Raw genomic sequence first — 13,218 nt, 5'->3', positions numbered from 1 at the left:
TTGCTAGGCTAGGGCGCTTCGGCGCCAGAAGTCATTCGCCATTTGGCTCGAGCGTCGCTCGCGCGCGTGATCAGGCGCTGCAACTCGTCCGTTTGGCCGCTGGCGAGCAACCGTTGAAATTCATCCAGAGCGCGTTGAAAGTGACCTGCCTGTGCAGCCAGTTCTTCGCGGTTGGCCATCAATACATCACGCCACATTTCGGGGTCGCCTGCGGCAATTCTGCTGAAATCGCGAAAACCCGGGCCTGCCAGCGAGAGGAAGCTCGCACCTTGGTCTTGCCCCGTGATGGCGTTCATCAAGGCAAAGGCCAGAAGATGGGGCAGGTGACTAATGGCGGCGAAGGCCGAGTCGTGCGTATCCGGGGACATGTGCACTACGGAGCACCCCAGTGCGCGCCACAATGTTTCAGCTTGCTCCAGTTGAGCAGTGAGGGTGCGCTCGATCGGCGTCAGAACAACTTGCTTGCCCGCATACAGGCCAGCATCCGCATGGTCGACACCCGAGACCTCGCGTCCTGTGACGGGATGGCAGGGCACGAACACGCCAACGTCTTGCTTGAGCGCACGGCGTGCGGCGTCGGTCACGTCTCGCTTGGTGGAGCCAACGTCCATGATGAGAACGTTCGGGCCGACCAGATGCCGAATCGCCTTCAGCGTTGATTCGGTGGCGGCTACTGGAATTGCCAGCAGCACGAGATCCGAGCCCGATACAGCGAGCAATGCGGATGGCGCCTCGACGTCGATCACGCCGAGTTGGCGCGCCCGTTCAGTGGTGGAGGGGGATTTGCTGTAGCCTACGACGCGCCGCACCAGTCCAGCGCGCTTCAGTGCCAGGGCGAACGAGCCGCCCATCAACCCGCAGCCAATCAGACCTAGCTGTTCAAACATCCTGGCCAAGTGGGTAGGCGCCAAGTACTTTGTAGAAGGCGCACAATTGCTTCAATTCGGCCAGTGCCGCGGTTACGTGGGGCTCCGATGGGTGCCCCGCGATATCTATATAAAAATAATATTCCCACTGACCTGATTTGGCCGGGCGCGATTCAAAGCGCGTCATGCTCACGCCGTGCTTTTTGAGCGGGGTCAGCATGTCATGCACAGAGCCGGGTTTGTTGGGTACCGAGACCACGAGGCTGGTGCAATCCTTGCCTGTGGGCTCTGGCATGGCGAGTGTTTGAGGAAGGCAGATGACCGCAAAGCGTGTACGGTTGTACGCCTCGTCCTGAATGGCGTGCGTCACGATGTGCATGCCGAACTGGGACGCAGCCCGCTCGCTCGCGATACCGGCCCAGGCGGGGTTGCTGGCAGCCAGTCGCGCACCTTCGGCATTGCTGGAAACCGCACGACGCTCAGCGTTCGGCAGATGAGAGGTGAGCCAGCCCTGGCACTGCATGAGCGCCTGGGGGTGAGCCATCACGACTTCAATGCCTTCAAGCCCAGTGGTTTGCCGCAGCAGATTGTGGCGCACCAGTAAGCTGACTTCGCCCACGATATGAACCGGCGAATGCCGGAAAAGGTCGAAGGTGCGAGCCACTACACCCTCGGTGGAGTTTTCCACTGCGACCACACCGAATTGTGCTGTACCCGCCGCCGTGGCATGGAACACCTCGTCGAAGGTCGCGCAATGAATCAGGTTGGCCGCGCTGCCAAAGAACTCGACCGCAGCTTGCTCCGTGAAGGTGCCTTCTGGCCCCAACACCGCCACGCGTTGGGGTACTTCCAGGGCCAAGCAGGCCGACATGATCTCACGCCAGATCGAGCCGATGTGCTGGTTGAGCAAAGGCCCCGGGTTGGCCTGTTGCACCTTGGCAATGACGTGCGCTACCCGATCGGGTCGGAAAAAGGGCGTGCCTTCGTGGCGCTTGAGGTCGCCGACCGCTTCGGCTACCTTGGCGCGTTGGTTGAGCAGGGAGAGCAGCTGCGCATCCAGACTATCGATCTGCACGCGTAGCTGGGCCAAGGCATCGGATTGCACGGGGGTCGGGTTCATGTCACTTAGGGCAGGGAGCTGAAACTGGGCCGATCGTACACGGCAAAGCCGCGCATGTGACCAAGCACTTGCGCGGCACCGGCTAACTAATCAGGCTGAGGCTTACTTTTTGGCGCCATTCGCGGGCGTGCTGGGCGCGGGCGTGCCGACAATCTTGCTGGCTGCTGTATCAAACACCTTCGCGGCATTTTCAACCGGCGCACGCGTGGCGTCGATGACTTTTTGAGCCCATGCGTTGGTGGCGTCAGAGCCCAGTGCCTGGAATTTCGAGGCCGCAGGCGACTCGAGGTAGGCAATGATGGTTTTCATCTCATCTTCGGAGAGTTTCTCCATCAGGATCGGCACCAGCGCGGCGTCGGCTGCCTTGGCAGTTTGGCCTTCAATAGCCTTGCGTGTGGTGTCGGCGAATTTCTTCAGCTCTACGTCCAGCTTGTCGCGAATTTCTTTCTGACGTGCCGGCGGCACGCTTTCATCGAGGCGCTGAGACCAGCCAGCGATCAAAGGCTGCACCGCGCTGGCGGTCAGTTGATCGGCCATGGCAGCGGCATCGGATTTATGCTGAATCTGAGAGATTTTCTGAGCGAGGGCTCGCTTGGCGTCATTGCCTTGCGCTGCGGCAGGCATAGATGCGAAGAGTGCTGCTGCTACAGCGAGGGCCAGGGGAAATTGAGCCAGGGATTTTTTCAAGATTTACTCCGGAGTGTTGCTTGGTGATTCATCATCGGTATCGGAACCGGCTGCGGCATCCTGTGCATCGTTTTCAACAATGCGTTGCAAACCGCTCAGTTGAGAGCCATCGTCTAGCGCGATGAGCGTGACGCCTTGGGTGGCGCGGCCCATTTCGCGGATTTCAGCCACACGGGTACGGACCAGAACACCCTTGTCGGTGATGAGCATGATCTCATCATCGACGCCGACCAGCGTCGCAGCCACAACCTTGCCGTTGCGCTCGCTTTGCTGAATCGCGATCATGCCCTTGGTGCCGCGGCCGTGGCGTGTGTACTCTGTAATGTTGGTGCGCTTTCCGTAACCGTTCTCGGTCGCAGTTAGGACACTGGTTCTTGCCGATGGTTCCGCATTTTCGCTGCCTGCTTCGGATTCGGCCACAAGCATGGCAATGACTCGCTGGGTTTCTTCGAGCTGCATGCCCCGCACCCCGCGGGCGTTTCTGCCCATCGGGCGCACGTCGTTTTCCTCGAAGCGCACGGCCTTGCCGCCATCAGAGAAAAGCATCACGTCGTGTGCGCCGTCGGTGAGAGCGGCACCGATCAGAAAGTCGCCCTCATCAAGGTCTACGGCAATGATCCCGGCCTTGCGTGGGTTGCTGAACTCAGAGAGTGCCGTTTTCTTGACGGTACCCATGGAGGTGGCCATGAATACGTAGCGGTTGTCGGGGAAGCTGCGCGCGTCGCCGGTGAGCGGCAGAACCACGTTGATTTTTTCCCCTTCGGCCAGAGGGAACATATTGACAATCGGCCTCCCGCGCGAGCCGCGCGAGCCAGAAGGGACTTCCCATACCTTGAGCCAGTAAAGCCTTCCACGGTTGGAAAAGCCCAGGATGTAATCATGCGTATTGGCGATAAAGAGCTGGTCGATCCAGTCGTCTTCTTTTGTTGCCGTGGCTTGCTTTCCTCGGCCGCCTCGCTTCTGTGCCCGGTACTCGCTAAGCGGCTGGCTCTTGATGTAGCCAGAGTGGCTGAGTGTGACCACCATGTCGGTGGGGGTGATCAGATCTTCCGTCGCCAGATCCTGGGCGTTGTATTCGACGATGGAGCGCCGGGCGCCCTCTTTGGTCTGACCGAATTCAGACTTCAGTGCGGAGAGTTCGTCGCCAATGATGGCAGACACGCGTGCGGGCTTGGCCAGAATGTCGAGCAAATCCTCGATCACTGACATCACTTCTTTGTATTCGGCGACGATTTTGTCCTGTTCCAGGCCCGTGAGGCGCTGCAGGCGCATTTGCAGGATTTCCTGCGCTTGCGTGTCGGAGAGGCGATACAGGCCGTCGGCTTGCAGACCCATTTCTCGGTCAAGTCCTTCGGGGCGGTAGTCGTCAACGCTGATGGTTGCACCGTCTTCCCTCGTGCGCGTGAGCATCTCGCGTACGAGCTTGCTGTCCCAGCTGCGGGACATCAGTTCGGCCTTGGCCACCGGAGGGGTGGGCGCGTTGCGGATGATGCGGATGAAATCGTCAATGTTGCCCAGAGCTACCGCAAGCCCTTCGAGCACATGGCCGCGCTCGCGCGCCTTGCGCAAATCGAACACTGTGCGCCGCGTGACCACTTCACGGCGGTGCTGCAAAAATACCTGCAGCAATTCCTTCAGGTTGCATAGCTTGGGCTGACCATCGACCAGCGCCACCATGTTGATACCGAAGGTGTCCTGAAGCTGCGTCTGCTTGTACAGGTTGTTCAGTACCACTTCGGGCACTTCGCCGCGCTTTAGTTCGATCACCAGGCGCATGCCTGATTTGTCGGACTCATCCTGAATGTGACTGATGCCTTCGAGCTTCTTCTCGTGCACCAGCTCGGCCATGCGTTCCTGCAGCGTTTTCTTGTTGACCTGGTAGGGGATTTCGTCCACCACAATCGCCTGGCGCTGGCCTTTGTCAATGTCTTCAAAGTGGCACTTTGCGCGCATCACCACCCTGCCGCGCCCAGTGCGGTAACCTTCCTTCACGCCATGGATGCCATGGATGATGCCACCGGTTGGGAAGTCCGGGGCAGGGATGATCTCCATCAGCTCGTCGATAGTGGCCTCCGAATGCGCCAGCAGGTGCAGGCAGGCATCCACCACTTCATTGAGGTTATGGGGCGGAATGTTGGTCGCCATGCCCACAGCAATGCCACCGGAGCCGTTGATCAGCAGCGCGGGCAGCCGTGTAGGCAAAACAGTGGGTTCAAGCTCCTTGCCGTCATAGTTTGGAACCATGTCGACGGTCTGCTTGTCGATGTCGGCCAAGATCTCGGAGGCAATCTTTTCCAGTCGGCACTCCGTGTAACGGTAAGCCGCAGCGTTGTCGCCATCTACGGATCCGAAGTTGCCTTGCCCATCTATAAGCGGATGGCGCAGTGAGAAATCCTGGGCCATGCGCACCAGCGCTTCATAGGTGGCCGAGTCGCCGTGGGGGTGAAAGCGACCAAGCACGTCACCCACCACACGAGCGCATTTCACATAAGGGCGATTCCAGACGTTATTTGCCTCGTGCATGGAAAAAAGCACTCGGCGGTGCACGGGCTTGAGGCCATCACGCGCATCTGGCAGTGCCCGGCCCACGATCACGCTCATCGCGTAATCGAGATAGCTTCGCCGCATTTCCTCTTCCAGGCTGATAGGGAGTGTTTCTTTGGCGAATGAAGTCATATTTAATAGTAGCGGCCTGCGGCGCGTTCTGAATCAATCCCTCGCTGGGCGCCTCTTGAAAAGAAGCACCTGCCTTTTGTATGCACGTAGGCCTTTGGCGGACCAGCGCGCGGGATGATGGATGACGCGCCCTGGGCACTAGCTAATAGGCAGTGGGCGAAAGGCATTCATTTTAGGCCCATTGGGCTGTCGCTCCAAAGCAACATATAGCCTGAAATCCGCGTCTGTCAGGGTTTTCGGGCGCTGCTTCTGGGCAAATTGCGGGGAGACGTGTGGCACAATCGTCTCAACGTTTTTGGTGGTGGTCACTTGAAGCGTCCGACTTTTCGCAGCCCGGCTGCGGTTTTTTTCCCATGAGGAGAACCATGAAGAAACTGAACAAAGTAGCGATCATGTTCGCTGTTGCAACCGTGGCTGGTTCCGCCTTCGCTGCCGGCTCGACGATCAATTCCGATAACTGGCGCAATGCCCACGGCAACCTGATCTGGAAGAACGGCACGAACGAACTGTGCTGGCGTGATGCCAACTGGACCCCAGCTACGGCTGCCCCTGAGTGCGATGGCGCGCTCAAGGCTGCTGCTGCTCCTGCTCCAGCTCCAGCTGCTAGGCCAGCTCCAGCCCCAGCTCCGGCCGCTACGCCTGCTCCGGCTCCTAAGCCAGCTCCTGTGGCTGCCAGCAAGGTCACTTACGCTGCTGACGCATTCTTCGACTTCGACAAGTCCGTACTGAAGCCAGAAGGCCGCGCCAAGCTGGACGACCTGGTTGGTAAGGTCAAGGGCATCAACCTGGAAGTCATCATCGCTGTCGGTCACACCGACTCCGTGGGCTCCAACGCTTACAACCAGCGCCTGTCGGTGCGTCGTGCAGAATCTGTGAAGGCCTACTTGGTCTCCAAAGGCATTGAGCGCAACCGCATCTACACAGAAGGTAAGGGCGAGTCCCAACCAGTCGCTGACAACCGCACTTCCGAAGGCCGCGCCAAGAACCGTCGCGTGGAAATCGAAGTGGTCGGTACCCGCGCCAACTGATCTCCGTTTAACCGGATTTCAAGAAGCCTTGGGGGCATATGCTCCCAGGGCTTTTTTTATGACTAGTGCAGTGTTCGACGCTACGCAGCACTTAAGAAAACTGATGGATTTGTCGTGCTGGCTAGGCGAAAACCGCAGCGATACCCCGTGGTATCGCGAGGAGTTTCAACGACGCCAGGGCGGCAAAGACGCGGTTTTATGTGCTGCATAGCAGTCGAACACTGCACTAGACGCTGAATCTCATCTGATGCGTGTCTTGCCAATGTGGCTACTGGCCGTGTTTCTTGGGTGGGGGGCCGTAGTGTTTCCGGCACATGCGAGCGAAAATGCGTGCATTCCGGAACCATCTAGGGAGGGTGGAAGTGCGGGCGCCAGCGTCATGACTGTACTTTCACCGCGCATGCCCTATGCATTGAAAGAGTGGCCTCGCATGAAAGCGGCGGCAGAAAGTGCAGGCTTTCTTGTCATTGGTTTGCGCGACCCTCGGGTGCCTGATGGCGAGTGGGCGGCGGCCGTTCAGGCGGCCGGCCAGCCAGAACTGATCCAATTACCCAAGATTGATGAGACATATGCTGCAACACTTGGCGCACTCAATCATGCGCCGGCAAGCTTGGTCACCTGCTGCGGCAAAACGCATCCGTGGCCCATTCTTGGAGTTATGCCCACCGCAACATGGCTCACTGTTTTGCGTGCCCGTGTGGCGCAGCTGGGGTGCTCTGGATGTTGCTGAGCCTGTTTAAGCAGCGCTGGAGCGCGCAAAGGCTTCTGGCATATCTGGCAGCGCCTGCTGCCTTGGTCTTTGTGAGCGGTGTGCACGCGGCTGCTGTCTGCGTGCCACCCTTGACCTATCTTCCGCTGAATGCAGCCGATGTTGGTGCTGATGCTAACGGCATGGCTGCCCTCGGCACATATGAGCGCGTGAGCCCCGACGGGCGCTTCATCCTCAGGTCGTATTCCGGGGCCAAGCTAGGCAAGGTGAGTCTGATGGAGTTGCCCGCTGTGGGGGAGGGCACCGTCAAGGCCTATCAAACTCCGTTTTCCAACGAAGCCTTTCCGGTACAGGGCACTTGGCGCTATTTGGTTGACGTGACGGGAGAGCACTATCGCTTCATCGACGTATTGAATCAGCAGACCGGTGCTCAGCCTTTGTTCAAAGGCGGGATGACGGGCTTTTATGCTGCAGCATCCGAGATGGCCTTCAACCCTGATCGAACACAGCCCTCGCGCAGTGACCCTGGTGAAGCGCTCGATGGCCGGCGGGGCAGCACTATCTACATACGATCTCTCAGTTGGCCGCAAAACGCTGATTCAGACAGCCAGGGCGTCGGTCCACTGCAAATTACCACGATTGAGGTGAAGGATGACGGTCGAACTGCCCGGATTGCCGGCAGCACGGGCATGCAGTTCATCTGCCAGAATCGCCAGTCCGTAGACGGCAACGTCTATGCGCTGCCCATGATTTCCGTCGACGGTACCGAGTTTTCCGCCATTCCACAGGTGCCGGGAACTGGTCAGCCTTCAATGCGAGTCTACGGTCTCGCGCGCGACGTCTCTGACAAGCAGCACCCCTGTGATTTGCGAGCAGACATGGGATTTTCTCCCGGTAAAGCCGTCTTTGGTTTTCCTCAGAAGGAAGGTACGTCCGCCTGGTTGACCTACAGCGATGTAGGCTACGTTTACGTGTTCGACCCAGTCCTGGGCCAGACTTTCCGGCTGGATCACGAGCGCCATCGTGTGCTGGCCAGCGCTTTCCCGGGGCTCACGCGCGATGGCCGAGTCATCTTCGGAGCCACTTGGCGCAACTGCCCCGAGGCTGGCGCTTGTCCTGTTCAGGCCGGCTACGTGATCGCCGATCCTTACCAGAGCAGTGCATACCGAGCCTATTGGAGCGCCCGTGACCAAGCACCTCCCAGGGCCTGCATCACCCGTGAAGATGTTGAAGGCGAGCGCGCAAGGTTTGCGCGACTGCACGGCCTGCGCGTGGGAAAATGACCGGCATGAATGAAACAAACGTTGACCCTGCTGAACTAGCCAAGTTTTCTTCATTAGCGCACCGCTGGTGGGATCTGGAGGGTGAGTTTGCACCACTGCACCACATCAATCCCCTCCGGCTTGGCTGGATAGACGGCCTTTGCCCCCTAAAGGGAGCGCGCGTGGTGGATGTGGGTTGCGGCGGCGGCATTCTGGCTGACTCCATGGCCCGCAAAGGGGCTGACGTGCTGGGTATCGACCTCGCCGACAAGTCACTCAAGGTTGCCCAGTTGCACGCGCTGGAGGCGCAGACCCTGCAAATTGCGTATCGGCACGTGGCCGCTGAAGCACTGGCTGCTGAAATGCCTGGTCAGTTTGACGTGGTGACCTGCATGGAAATGCTGGAGCACGTGCCTGATCCAGAGTCCATCGTCCGCGCCTGCGCCACCCTGGTCAAACCCGGCGGTTGGGTGTTCTTCTCCACCATCAACCGCAACCCCAAGTCCTTTCTGATGGCCATTGTCGGGGCGGAATACGTGTTGAATCTGGTGCCGTGTGGAACCCACGAGTATGCACGCCTGATTCGGCCGAGCGAGCTTTCCCGCTTTTGCCGCGACGCCGGGCTTGACCCTGCAGGTAGCCGCGGCCTTGAATACAACCCACTTACCCGTCGATATCGGCTTAGCCCGGACACCAGCGTGAATTACATGCTGGCTACTCGCAGGCCTGGTTGAGGGCTGAGGTGTCATGACTATGTTTCATGGTGTTCGCTGCGTACTCTTCGACCTCGATGGCACCCTGATCGACAGCGCCCCCGACCTCGGACTGGCGGCAGATGAAATGCGTTTGTCACGTGGTCTGCCATCACTTCCGTTGGAAGCCTACCGTTCCATGGCTGGATCAGGCGCGCGCGGCATGTTGTCGGTAGCGTTCGGGCTGACCCCCGAAGACGAGCGCTACGCAACTTTGCGTGAGGAATTTCTAAACAACTACGAGCGCCGCATGATGCATTGCACCGGCGTCTTTTCGGGGGTTGAGGAACTGTTGGATGCCTTGCGCTCCAGAGGGCTGACCTGGGGCATTGTGACGAACAAGGCGCAGCGCTTCACCCAGCCACTCATGGCTGCCATGCCTCTGTTTGCCGATGCTGCGGCCATTATCAGTGGCGACACCACACCGCACGCCAAACCGCACCCTGCGCCTCTTTGGGAGGCTATGCGGCGAGCGAACGTGCAACCTGAACACTGCGTCTACGTGGGCGACGACGAGCGAGACGTCCGGGCCGGCAAGGCTGCCGGCATTTCGACTATTGCAGCCAGTTATGGCTATCTGGGGTTAGGGGATGTTGCAAGCTGGCAAGCGGATGCCGTCATTTCACAGCCTGGAGAGCTTTTGAGTCTGCTGGGCCCTTGAAATCCTCTGATGTGATCTAATATAGGCCTTCGAAGGGGCTGCATTGGTTTCGACGTGGGTTGGAATCGTAGCGGTGCATGTCGAGCTGAATGTGCTCGTAAAACAGATTCAAACAAACTAACTGCAAACGACGAACGTTTCGCACTCGCCGCTTAATTGCTGGTGAGCCTCGCAACAGCAGGCCGATGGGCTGGGCAAGGGGGTCGCAAGACCTCCCGGCTGCGAGGACATTTACATCGGCTGGCTTGTGTCCGGGTACCTTGGACGCAGGTAAGACTCAAGGGTGCTGGCCGTTCGGATAGCGTGCGCCTGCGCGATCCGGATAGTGAGACTTAAATCAGAACGCTAAGCATGTAGATCTGTGCGAGGAAGATTTGCGGACGGGGGTTCAATTCCCCCCAGCTCCACCATACACAAGTGCTCGGACAATCTCCGGGCCCTTTTCATTCTTGAAATCCCCGCGCCACGCGGGGTTCCGGCCACCTGTGTTGCGGGTGGCCAGCTGCCGAAAACCCCGAAATCGGCCACTTGCTCATCCAGAGTCGTCACTGTTCTCCGTTTGGCCTGCGGGTGAGCGCAGTTTTTGGCTCTATCAAAATCAACAACTTACGCGCGCCGGTTCATCGTCAACCAAGGCCACCAGTCACCAATACAACTGGACGATGTGCGTCACTTGTACTAACATTGTGGCAATTGATCTAACAAAAGAGGTGTTGCCATGATTACTTTTACATCATCGCCTTCCGCACGCTCGGCCCGACTTGGGCTGCGCGCCACCCCCGAACAGGAGGTGGTGCTGCGCCGTGCCGCCGAGGTGGCCCACAAGTCGCTGACCGACTTCATTCTTGATAGCGCTTGCCTTGCCGCCGAGCAGACACTGCTCGACCAGCGATTGTTCATGGTCTCGGGCAGCCAGTACCAGGCCTTGATGGATCTGCTGGATCGCCCCGAACAGGCCGACGAGGGGTTGCGTGACCTTTTTGCCCGCAAGGCGCCCTGGGACGCAAAGTGACGTTGCGCGCACCGGAGCCCCTGGCCGTGCAGCATCGGCTGGAGGGTTTTGATTGCGGCAAGCCCGCGCTGAACGACTGGCTGTTGCGCCACGCCCGCCAGGCGCAGGGCAGTGGCTCGGCCAAGCCCTTCGTCGTTGCCGAGGACGATAGCCGCGTGGCGGGCTACTTCAGCCTGACCGTGGGGCAGGTCGACGCGCTGGAGGCGCCGGAGCGCATCCGCAAGGGAATGGGGCAGTACCCTTTGCCAGTGGTGATCCTGGCGAGGCTGGCAGTGTCCATTCACGATCAGGGGCGAGGTATAGGCTTTGGCCTGTTGCAGGATGCGATTCGCCGGACGATGCTGATTGCTGAGCAGGCCGGCATCCGTGCCATGCTGACCCACCCCATCGATGAAGACGGGGCCCAGTTCTACACCCGGTTCGGTTTCATCGCGTCACCGCTGCGCGAGCAGCAACTTCTCCTGCTGCTCAAGGATGCGAAGAACGTCGTTCGATGACGCATTCGACAGAGGTGCACAGCGCCGGCGATGACGAGCAAGTCCGCCCCGAGCCCGACCAGCACGAGACGGCGGCTCCTGCGCGTGAGTGCATCGAACGGGCGTTTGTCGACAGCCTTGCGCAGTTCGATGAGCTGTATTGTCAGCTGGCGCGCTGACAGCCAAGGGATACTTTGTCAGGCCGTGGTGGTCTGAAGGTAGCTCAGCGCATCTCTTTGCGTCGCTCCAACCCTTACGCGTTTCTCGTCGACGGGATACGAGGCAAGAGCAAGTGCGAGTCATACCTCCCTCCGGTAAGGATGGTGTTGCGCCCACGGAATCTTTCCAGAGGCCGATCCGTCGGATCCGTGTGGAGGAACGGCCCGGAGCCCTTTCTAGGGCCGGTGGCGCCTTCACGTTCGAAGTCCTGAGCGTCGACCCTCACCGAGATGCGGTAGCCTGCGGGCAGCACAATGGATGTGGGCCAGATCTCGACTTCAACGCGGAATGGCTCTCCTGAGGGCACCGGCTCGATCGACCGATGTTCATGGTATGGACGGCCGGGAGAAGATAGGTCGGGGATTGTCTTGCGGTGCGATGCCCTGAGCCACCCTTGTGCGATTGGAACAGCCGGGTCGGTCGCGCCACGGAAGAGCACCTCTTTGCCTTGCGGGTCATAGGCCCGGACCGTGACGAACATGTCCATGTCCTGAGCGTCCGTCATGGCCCACAGCACGGCACTCAGCGGCCCCGTGAACTCCGTATCCGTACTGAACGGCTCACTGACAAACTCAATGCCGACCCCGGGCGCGTCATAACTCGACTCCGCCTCCTGCATCCTTGGCGCCTCCGACAGGCCCTTGGTGCTCGCGTCCAGATACATCGTGGTCCACTCGGTTCGTGCCAGTGGCCACTCGTTTTCGTATCGGGTGACAAAATGCTCGCCAGGATGGCGCACCTCCAAGATGAGGGGAGGCTGGTCTTCCCAACCGTTCTTCTCACCTTTGAGGAACCTGTCGAAGAATCGCTTCTGCAACTGCACGTACTGAGGCAGGTAGAAGGACTCCCAGTGTGTGCCTCCATGCATTTGCAGCCACTTTTGCTGGGATCCCGTTCCCAGGAATCCGTAGATGTTGCCGCGCAGATGCAGGCCCATTCCGCCCCAGTTACCGGCGGACAGCACGGGGACTTCGATTTGCGACAACTTAGCTGTGCGTGCTTCGTACCAATTGTCGACGACTGGGTGCTGCCGAAATTCGCCAATGATGTCGGCGCGGTTGGCCGCCAGTTCGTCGGGCGTCAGCGCGGTGCCCGTCATCATCTTGCCCGTGTCGCGATCGATATAGTTGCTCTGGCCGTTGCCGTTCTGTACCGACAGGATTTGCTTGGGATACCAGATCTCGAGGAAGTGGTTGCCAAAAATGCCGCCATGGTGACTGACGTCGCGGTAGAAGTCAGAGGCTCCTTCCCAGGGGCAGATCGCGGCCAGATGGGGCGGTCGCGTCGCTGCAACCTGCCACTGGTTCATCGCGTAGTAGGAGATGCCCAGCAGGCCCACTTTCCCGTTGGACCAGGTCTGGGTGCCGGCCCATTCGATGCAGTCGTGGTAGTCATCCACTTCTTGCGGCGACCACACCTGCAGTTTGCCGGGCGACTCACCGGCGCCACGGCTGTCAACCACGACGATCGCGTAGCCCAAGGGAATCCAACGCTCCGGATCAGCCACTTCCCAGCGCAGATAACGGCCGGATGAGCCATCCGTGTCGATGCCGGGATAGAGGCGTTTGAGCTCCTCCCATTGTGGCTTGAAGGCATCAGCAAAGTGCGCGTCTTTTCCGTATGGTCCATGTGTCATGAGGACCGGCACGGGCGCGTCGCCTTCGGGCCTGAATACGTTCGCTCTGAGAACAGCGCCGTCACGCACCTTGATCTCAACATTCTTCTCGAAGATCACAGATCTCTCCTTTGG

13 protein-coding genes and 1 other RNA gene are annotated in these 13,218 nt (G+C 59.4%); 9 read left to right on the top strand and 5 right to left on the bottom strand.

Annotation, left to right across the window (positions count from 1 at the left end; all coding sequences use genetic code 11):
* Positions 1-8: 8 nt before the first annotated feature.
* From AAAK34_RS16085 to gyrA, 4 genes are all read right to left on the bottom strand, one after another.
* Positions 9-887: a prephenate dehydrogenase gene (locus tag AAAK34_RS16085; RefSeq protein WP_231694520.1), complete on the bottom strand. Its 879-nt coding sequence runs from the start codon at positions 885-887 to the stop codon at positions 9-11.
* A complete protein-coding gene (pheA, locus tag AAAK34_RS16080; RefSeq protein WP_231694330.1) occupies positions 880-1,986 on the bottom strand; it encodes a prephenate dehydratase in 1,107 nt (368 codons plus the stop codon). The genes AAAK34_RS16085 and pheA overlap by 8 nt, the downstream gene beginning before the upstream one ends.
* A 102-nt stretch (positions 1,987-2,088) precedes the next feature.
* Positions 2,089-2,673: a DUF2059 domain-containing protein gene (locus AAAK34_RS16075; RefSeq protein ID WP_231694331.1), complete on the bottom strand. Its 585-nt coding sequence runs from the start codon at positions 2,671-2,673 to the stop codon at positions 2,089-2,091.
* Between the two features lie 3 nt (positions 2,674-2,676).
* On the bottom strand, positions 2,677-5,349 hold the full coding sequence (gene gyrA / locus AAAK34_RS16070; RefSeq protein WP_231694332.1) for a DNA gyrase subunit A: 2,673 nt from the start codon (positions 5,347-5,349) through the stop codon (positions 2,677-2,679).
* Between the two features lie 365 nt (positions 5,350-5,714).
* Between gyrA and ompA the strand changes: the two genes are divergently transcribed.
* From ompA to AAAK34_RS16025, 9 genes are all read left to right on the top strand, one after another.
* Complete coding sequence (ompA, locus tag AAAK34_RS16065) at positions 5,715-6,377, top strand: outer membrane protein OmpA (RefSeq protein WP_231694333.1); 663 nt, start codon at positions 5,715-5,717, stop codon at positions 6,375-6,377.
* A gap of 379 nt (positions 6,378-6,756) precedes the next feature.
* Entirely contained in the window at positions 6,757-7,107 is a 351-nt protein-coding gene (locus AAAK34_RS16060) for a hypothetical protein (protein ID WP_231694334.1), read from the top strand.
* The gene (locus AAAK34_RS16055; protein WP_231694335.1) at positions 7,098-8,369 is read left to right on the top strand and encodes a hypothetical protein; all 1,272 of its coding nucleotides are present in this window, start codon (positions 7,098-7,100) and stop codon (positions 8,367-8,369) included. Before AAAK34_RS16060 ends, AAAK34_RS16055 begins: the two co-directional genes overlap by 10 nt.
* A gap of 5 nt (positions 8,370-8,374) precedes the next feature.
* Positions 8,375-9,082, top strand: coding sequence for a bifunctional 2-polyprenyl-6-hydroxyphenol methylase/3-demethylubiquinol 3-O-methyltransferase UbiG (ubiG, locus tag AAAK34_RS16050; protein ID WP_431777476.1), 708 nt, complete (start codon positions 8,375-8,377; stop codon positions 9,080-9,082).
* 19 nt (positions 9,083-9,101) lie between these two features.
* The gene (gph, locus tag AAAK34_RS16045; protein ID WP_231694337.1) at positions 9,102-9,761 is read left to right on the top strand and encodes a phosphoglycolate phosphatase; all 660 of its coding nucleotides are present in this window, start codon (positions 9,102-9,104) and stop codon (positions 9,759-9,761) included.
* Positions 9,762-9,795: 34 nt separating this feature from the next.
* Positions 9,796-10,171, top strand: a transfer-messenger RNA (tmRNA) gene (gene ssrA / locus AAAK34_RS16040).
* A 308-nt stretch (positions 10,172-10,479) separates the two neighbouring features.
* Positions 10,480-10,773 (top strand): DUF1778 domain-containing protein, encoded by a 294-nt coding sequence (locus tag AAAK34_RS16035; protein WP_231694338.1) that lies wholly within the window; start codon positions 10,480-10,482, stop codon positions 10,771-10,773.
* Entirely contained in the window at positions 10,770-11,270 is a 501-nt protein-coding gene (locus tag AAAK34_RS16030) for a GNAT family N-acetyltransferase (protein WP_231694339.1), read from the top strand. Before AAAK34_RS16035 ends, AAAK34_RS16030 begins: the two co-directional genes overlap by 4 nt.
* The gene (locus AAAK34_RS16025; RefSeq protein ID WP_231694340.1) at positions 11,267-11,428 is read left to right on the top strand and encodes a hypothetical protein; all 162 of its coding nucleotides are present in this window, start codon (positions 11,267-11,269) and stop codon (positions 11,426-11,428) included. The genes AAAK34_RS16030 and AAAK34_RS16025 overlap by 4 nt, the downstream gene beginning before the upstream one ends.
* 74 nt (positions 11,429-11,502) lie before the next feature.
* Here the strand turns inward: AAAK34_RS16025 and AAAK34_RS16020 are convergent, their stop codons facing one another.
* A complete protein-coding gene (locus AAAK34_RS16020; RefSeq protein WP_231694341.1) occupies positions 11,503-13,203 on the bottom strand; it encodes a CocE/NonD family hydrolase in 1,701 nt (566 codons plus the stop codon).
* Between the last annotated feature and the right edge of the window lie 15 nt (positions 13,204-13,218).

This window comes from Ottowia caeni, assembly GCF_050821495.1.
GTDB lineage: Bacteria > Pseudomonadota > Gammaproteobacteria > Burkholderiales > Burkholderiaceae_C > Ottowia > Ottowia caeni.
The sequence above is the reverse complement of the archived record's forward strand: the minus strand, read 5'-3'. Positions and strand labels throughout refer to the sequence as shown.

Excerpts from the sequence above, each read along its gene's own strand:
- AAAK34_RS16085 (WP_231694520.1), bottom strand. The coding sequence starts at position 887 with ATGTTTGAACAGCTAGGTCTGATTGGCTGCGGGTTGATGGGCGGCTCG.
- pheA (WP_231694330.1), bottom strand. The coding sequence starts at position 1,986 with ATGAACCCGACCCCCGTGCAATCCGATGCCTTGGCCCAGCTACGCGTG.
- gyrA (WP_231694332.1), bottom strand. The coding sequence starts at position 5,349 with ATGACTTCATTCGCCAAAGAAACACTCCCTATCAGCCTGGAAGAGGAA.
- ompA (WP_231694333.1), top strand. The coding sequence starts at position 5,715 with ATGAAGAAACTGAACAAAGTAGCGATCATGTTCGCTGTTGCAACCGTG.
- AAAK34_RS16060 (WP_231694334.1), top strand. The coding sequence starts at position 6,757 with ATGACTGTACTTTCACCGCGCATGCCCTATGCATTGAAAGAGTGGCCT.
- AAAK34_RS16055 (WP_231694335.1), top strand. The coding sequence starts at position 7,098 with ATGTTGCTGAGCCTGTTTAAGCAGCGCTGGAGCGCGCAAAGGCTTCTG.
- ubiG (WP_431777476.1), top strand. The coding sequence starts at position 8,375 with ATGAATGAAACAAACGTTGACCCTGCTGAACTAGCCAAGTTTTCTTCA.
- gph (WP_231694337.1), top strand. The coding sequence starts at position 9,102 with ATGTTTCATGGTGTTCGCTGCGTACTCTTCGACCTCGATGGCACCCTG.
- AAAK34_RS16035 (WP_231694338.1), top strand. The coding sequence starts at position 10,480 with ATGATTACTTTTACATCATCGCCTTCCGCACGCTCGGCCCGACTTGGG.
- AAAK34_RS16025 (WP_231694340.1), top strand. The coding sequence starts at position 11,267 with ATGACGCATTCGACAGAGGTGCACAGCGCCGGCGATGACGAGCAAGTC.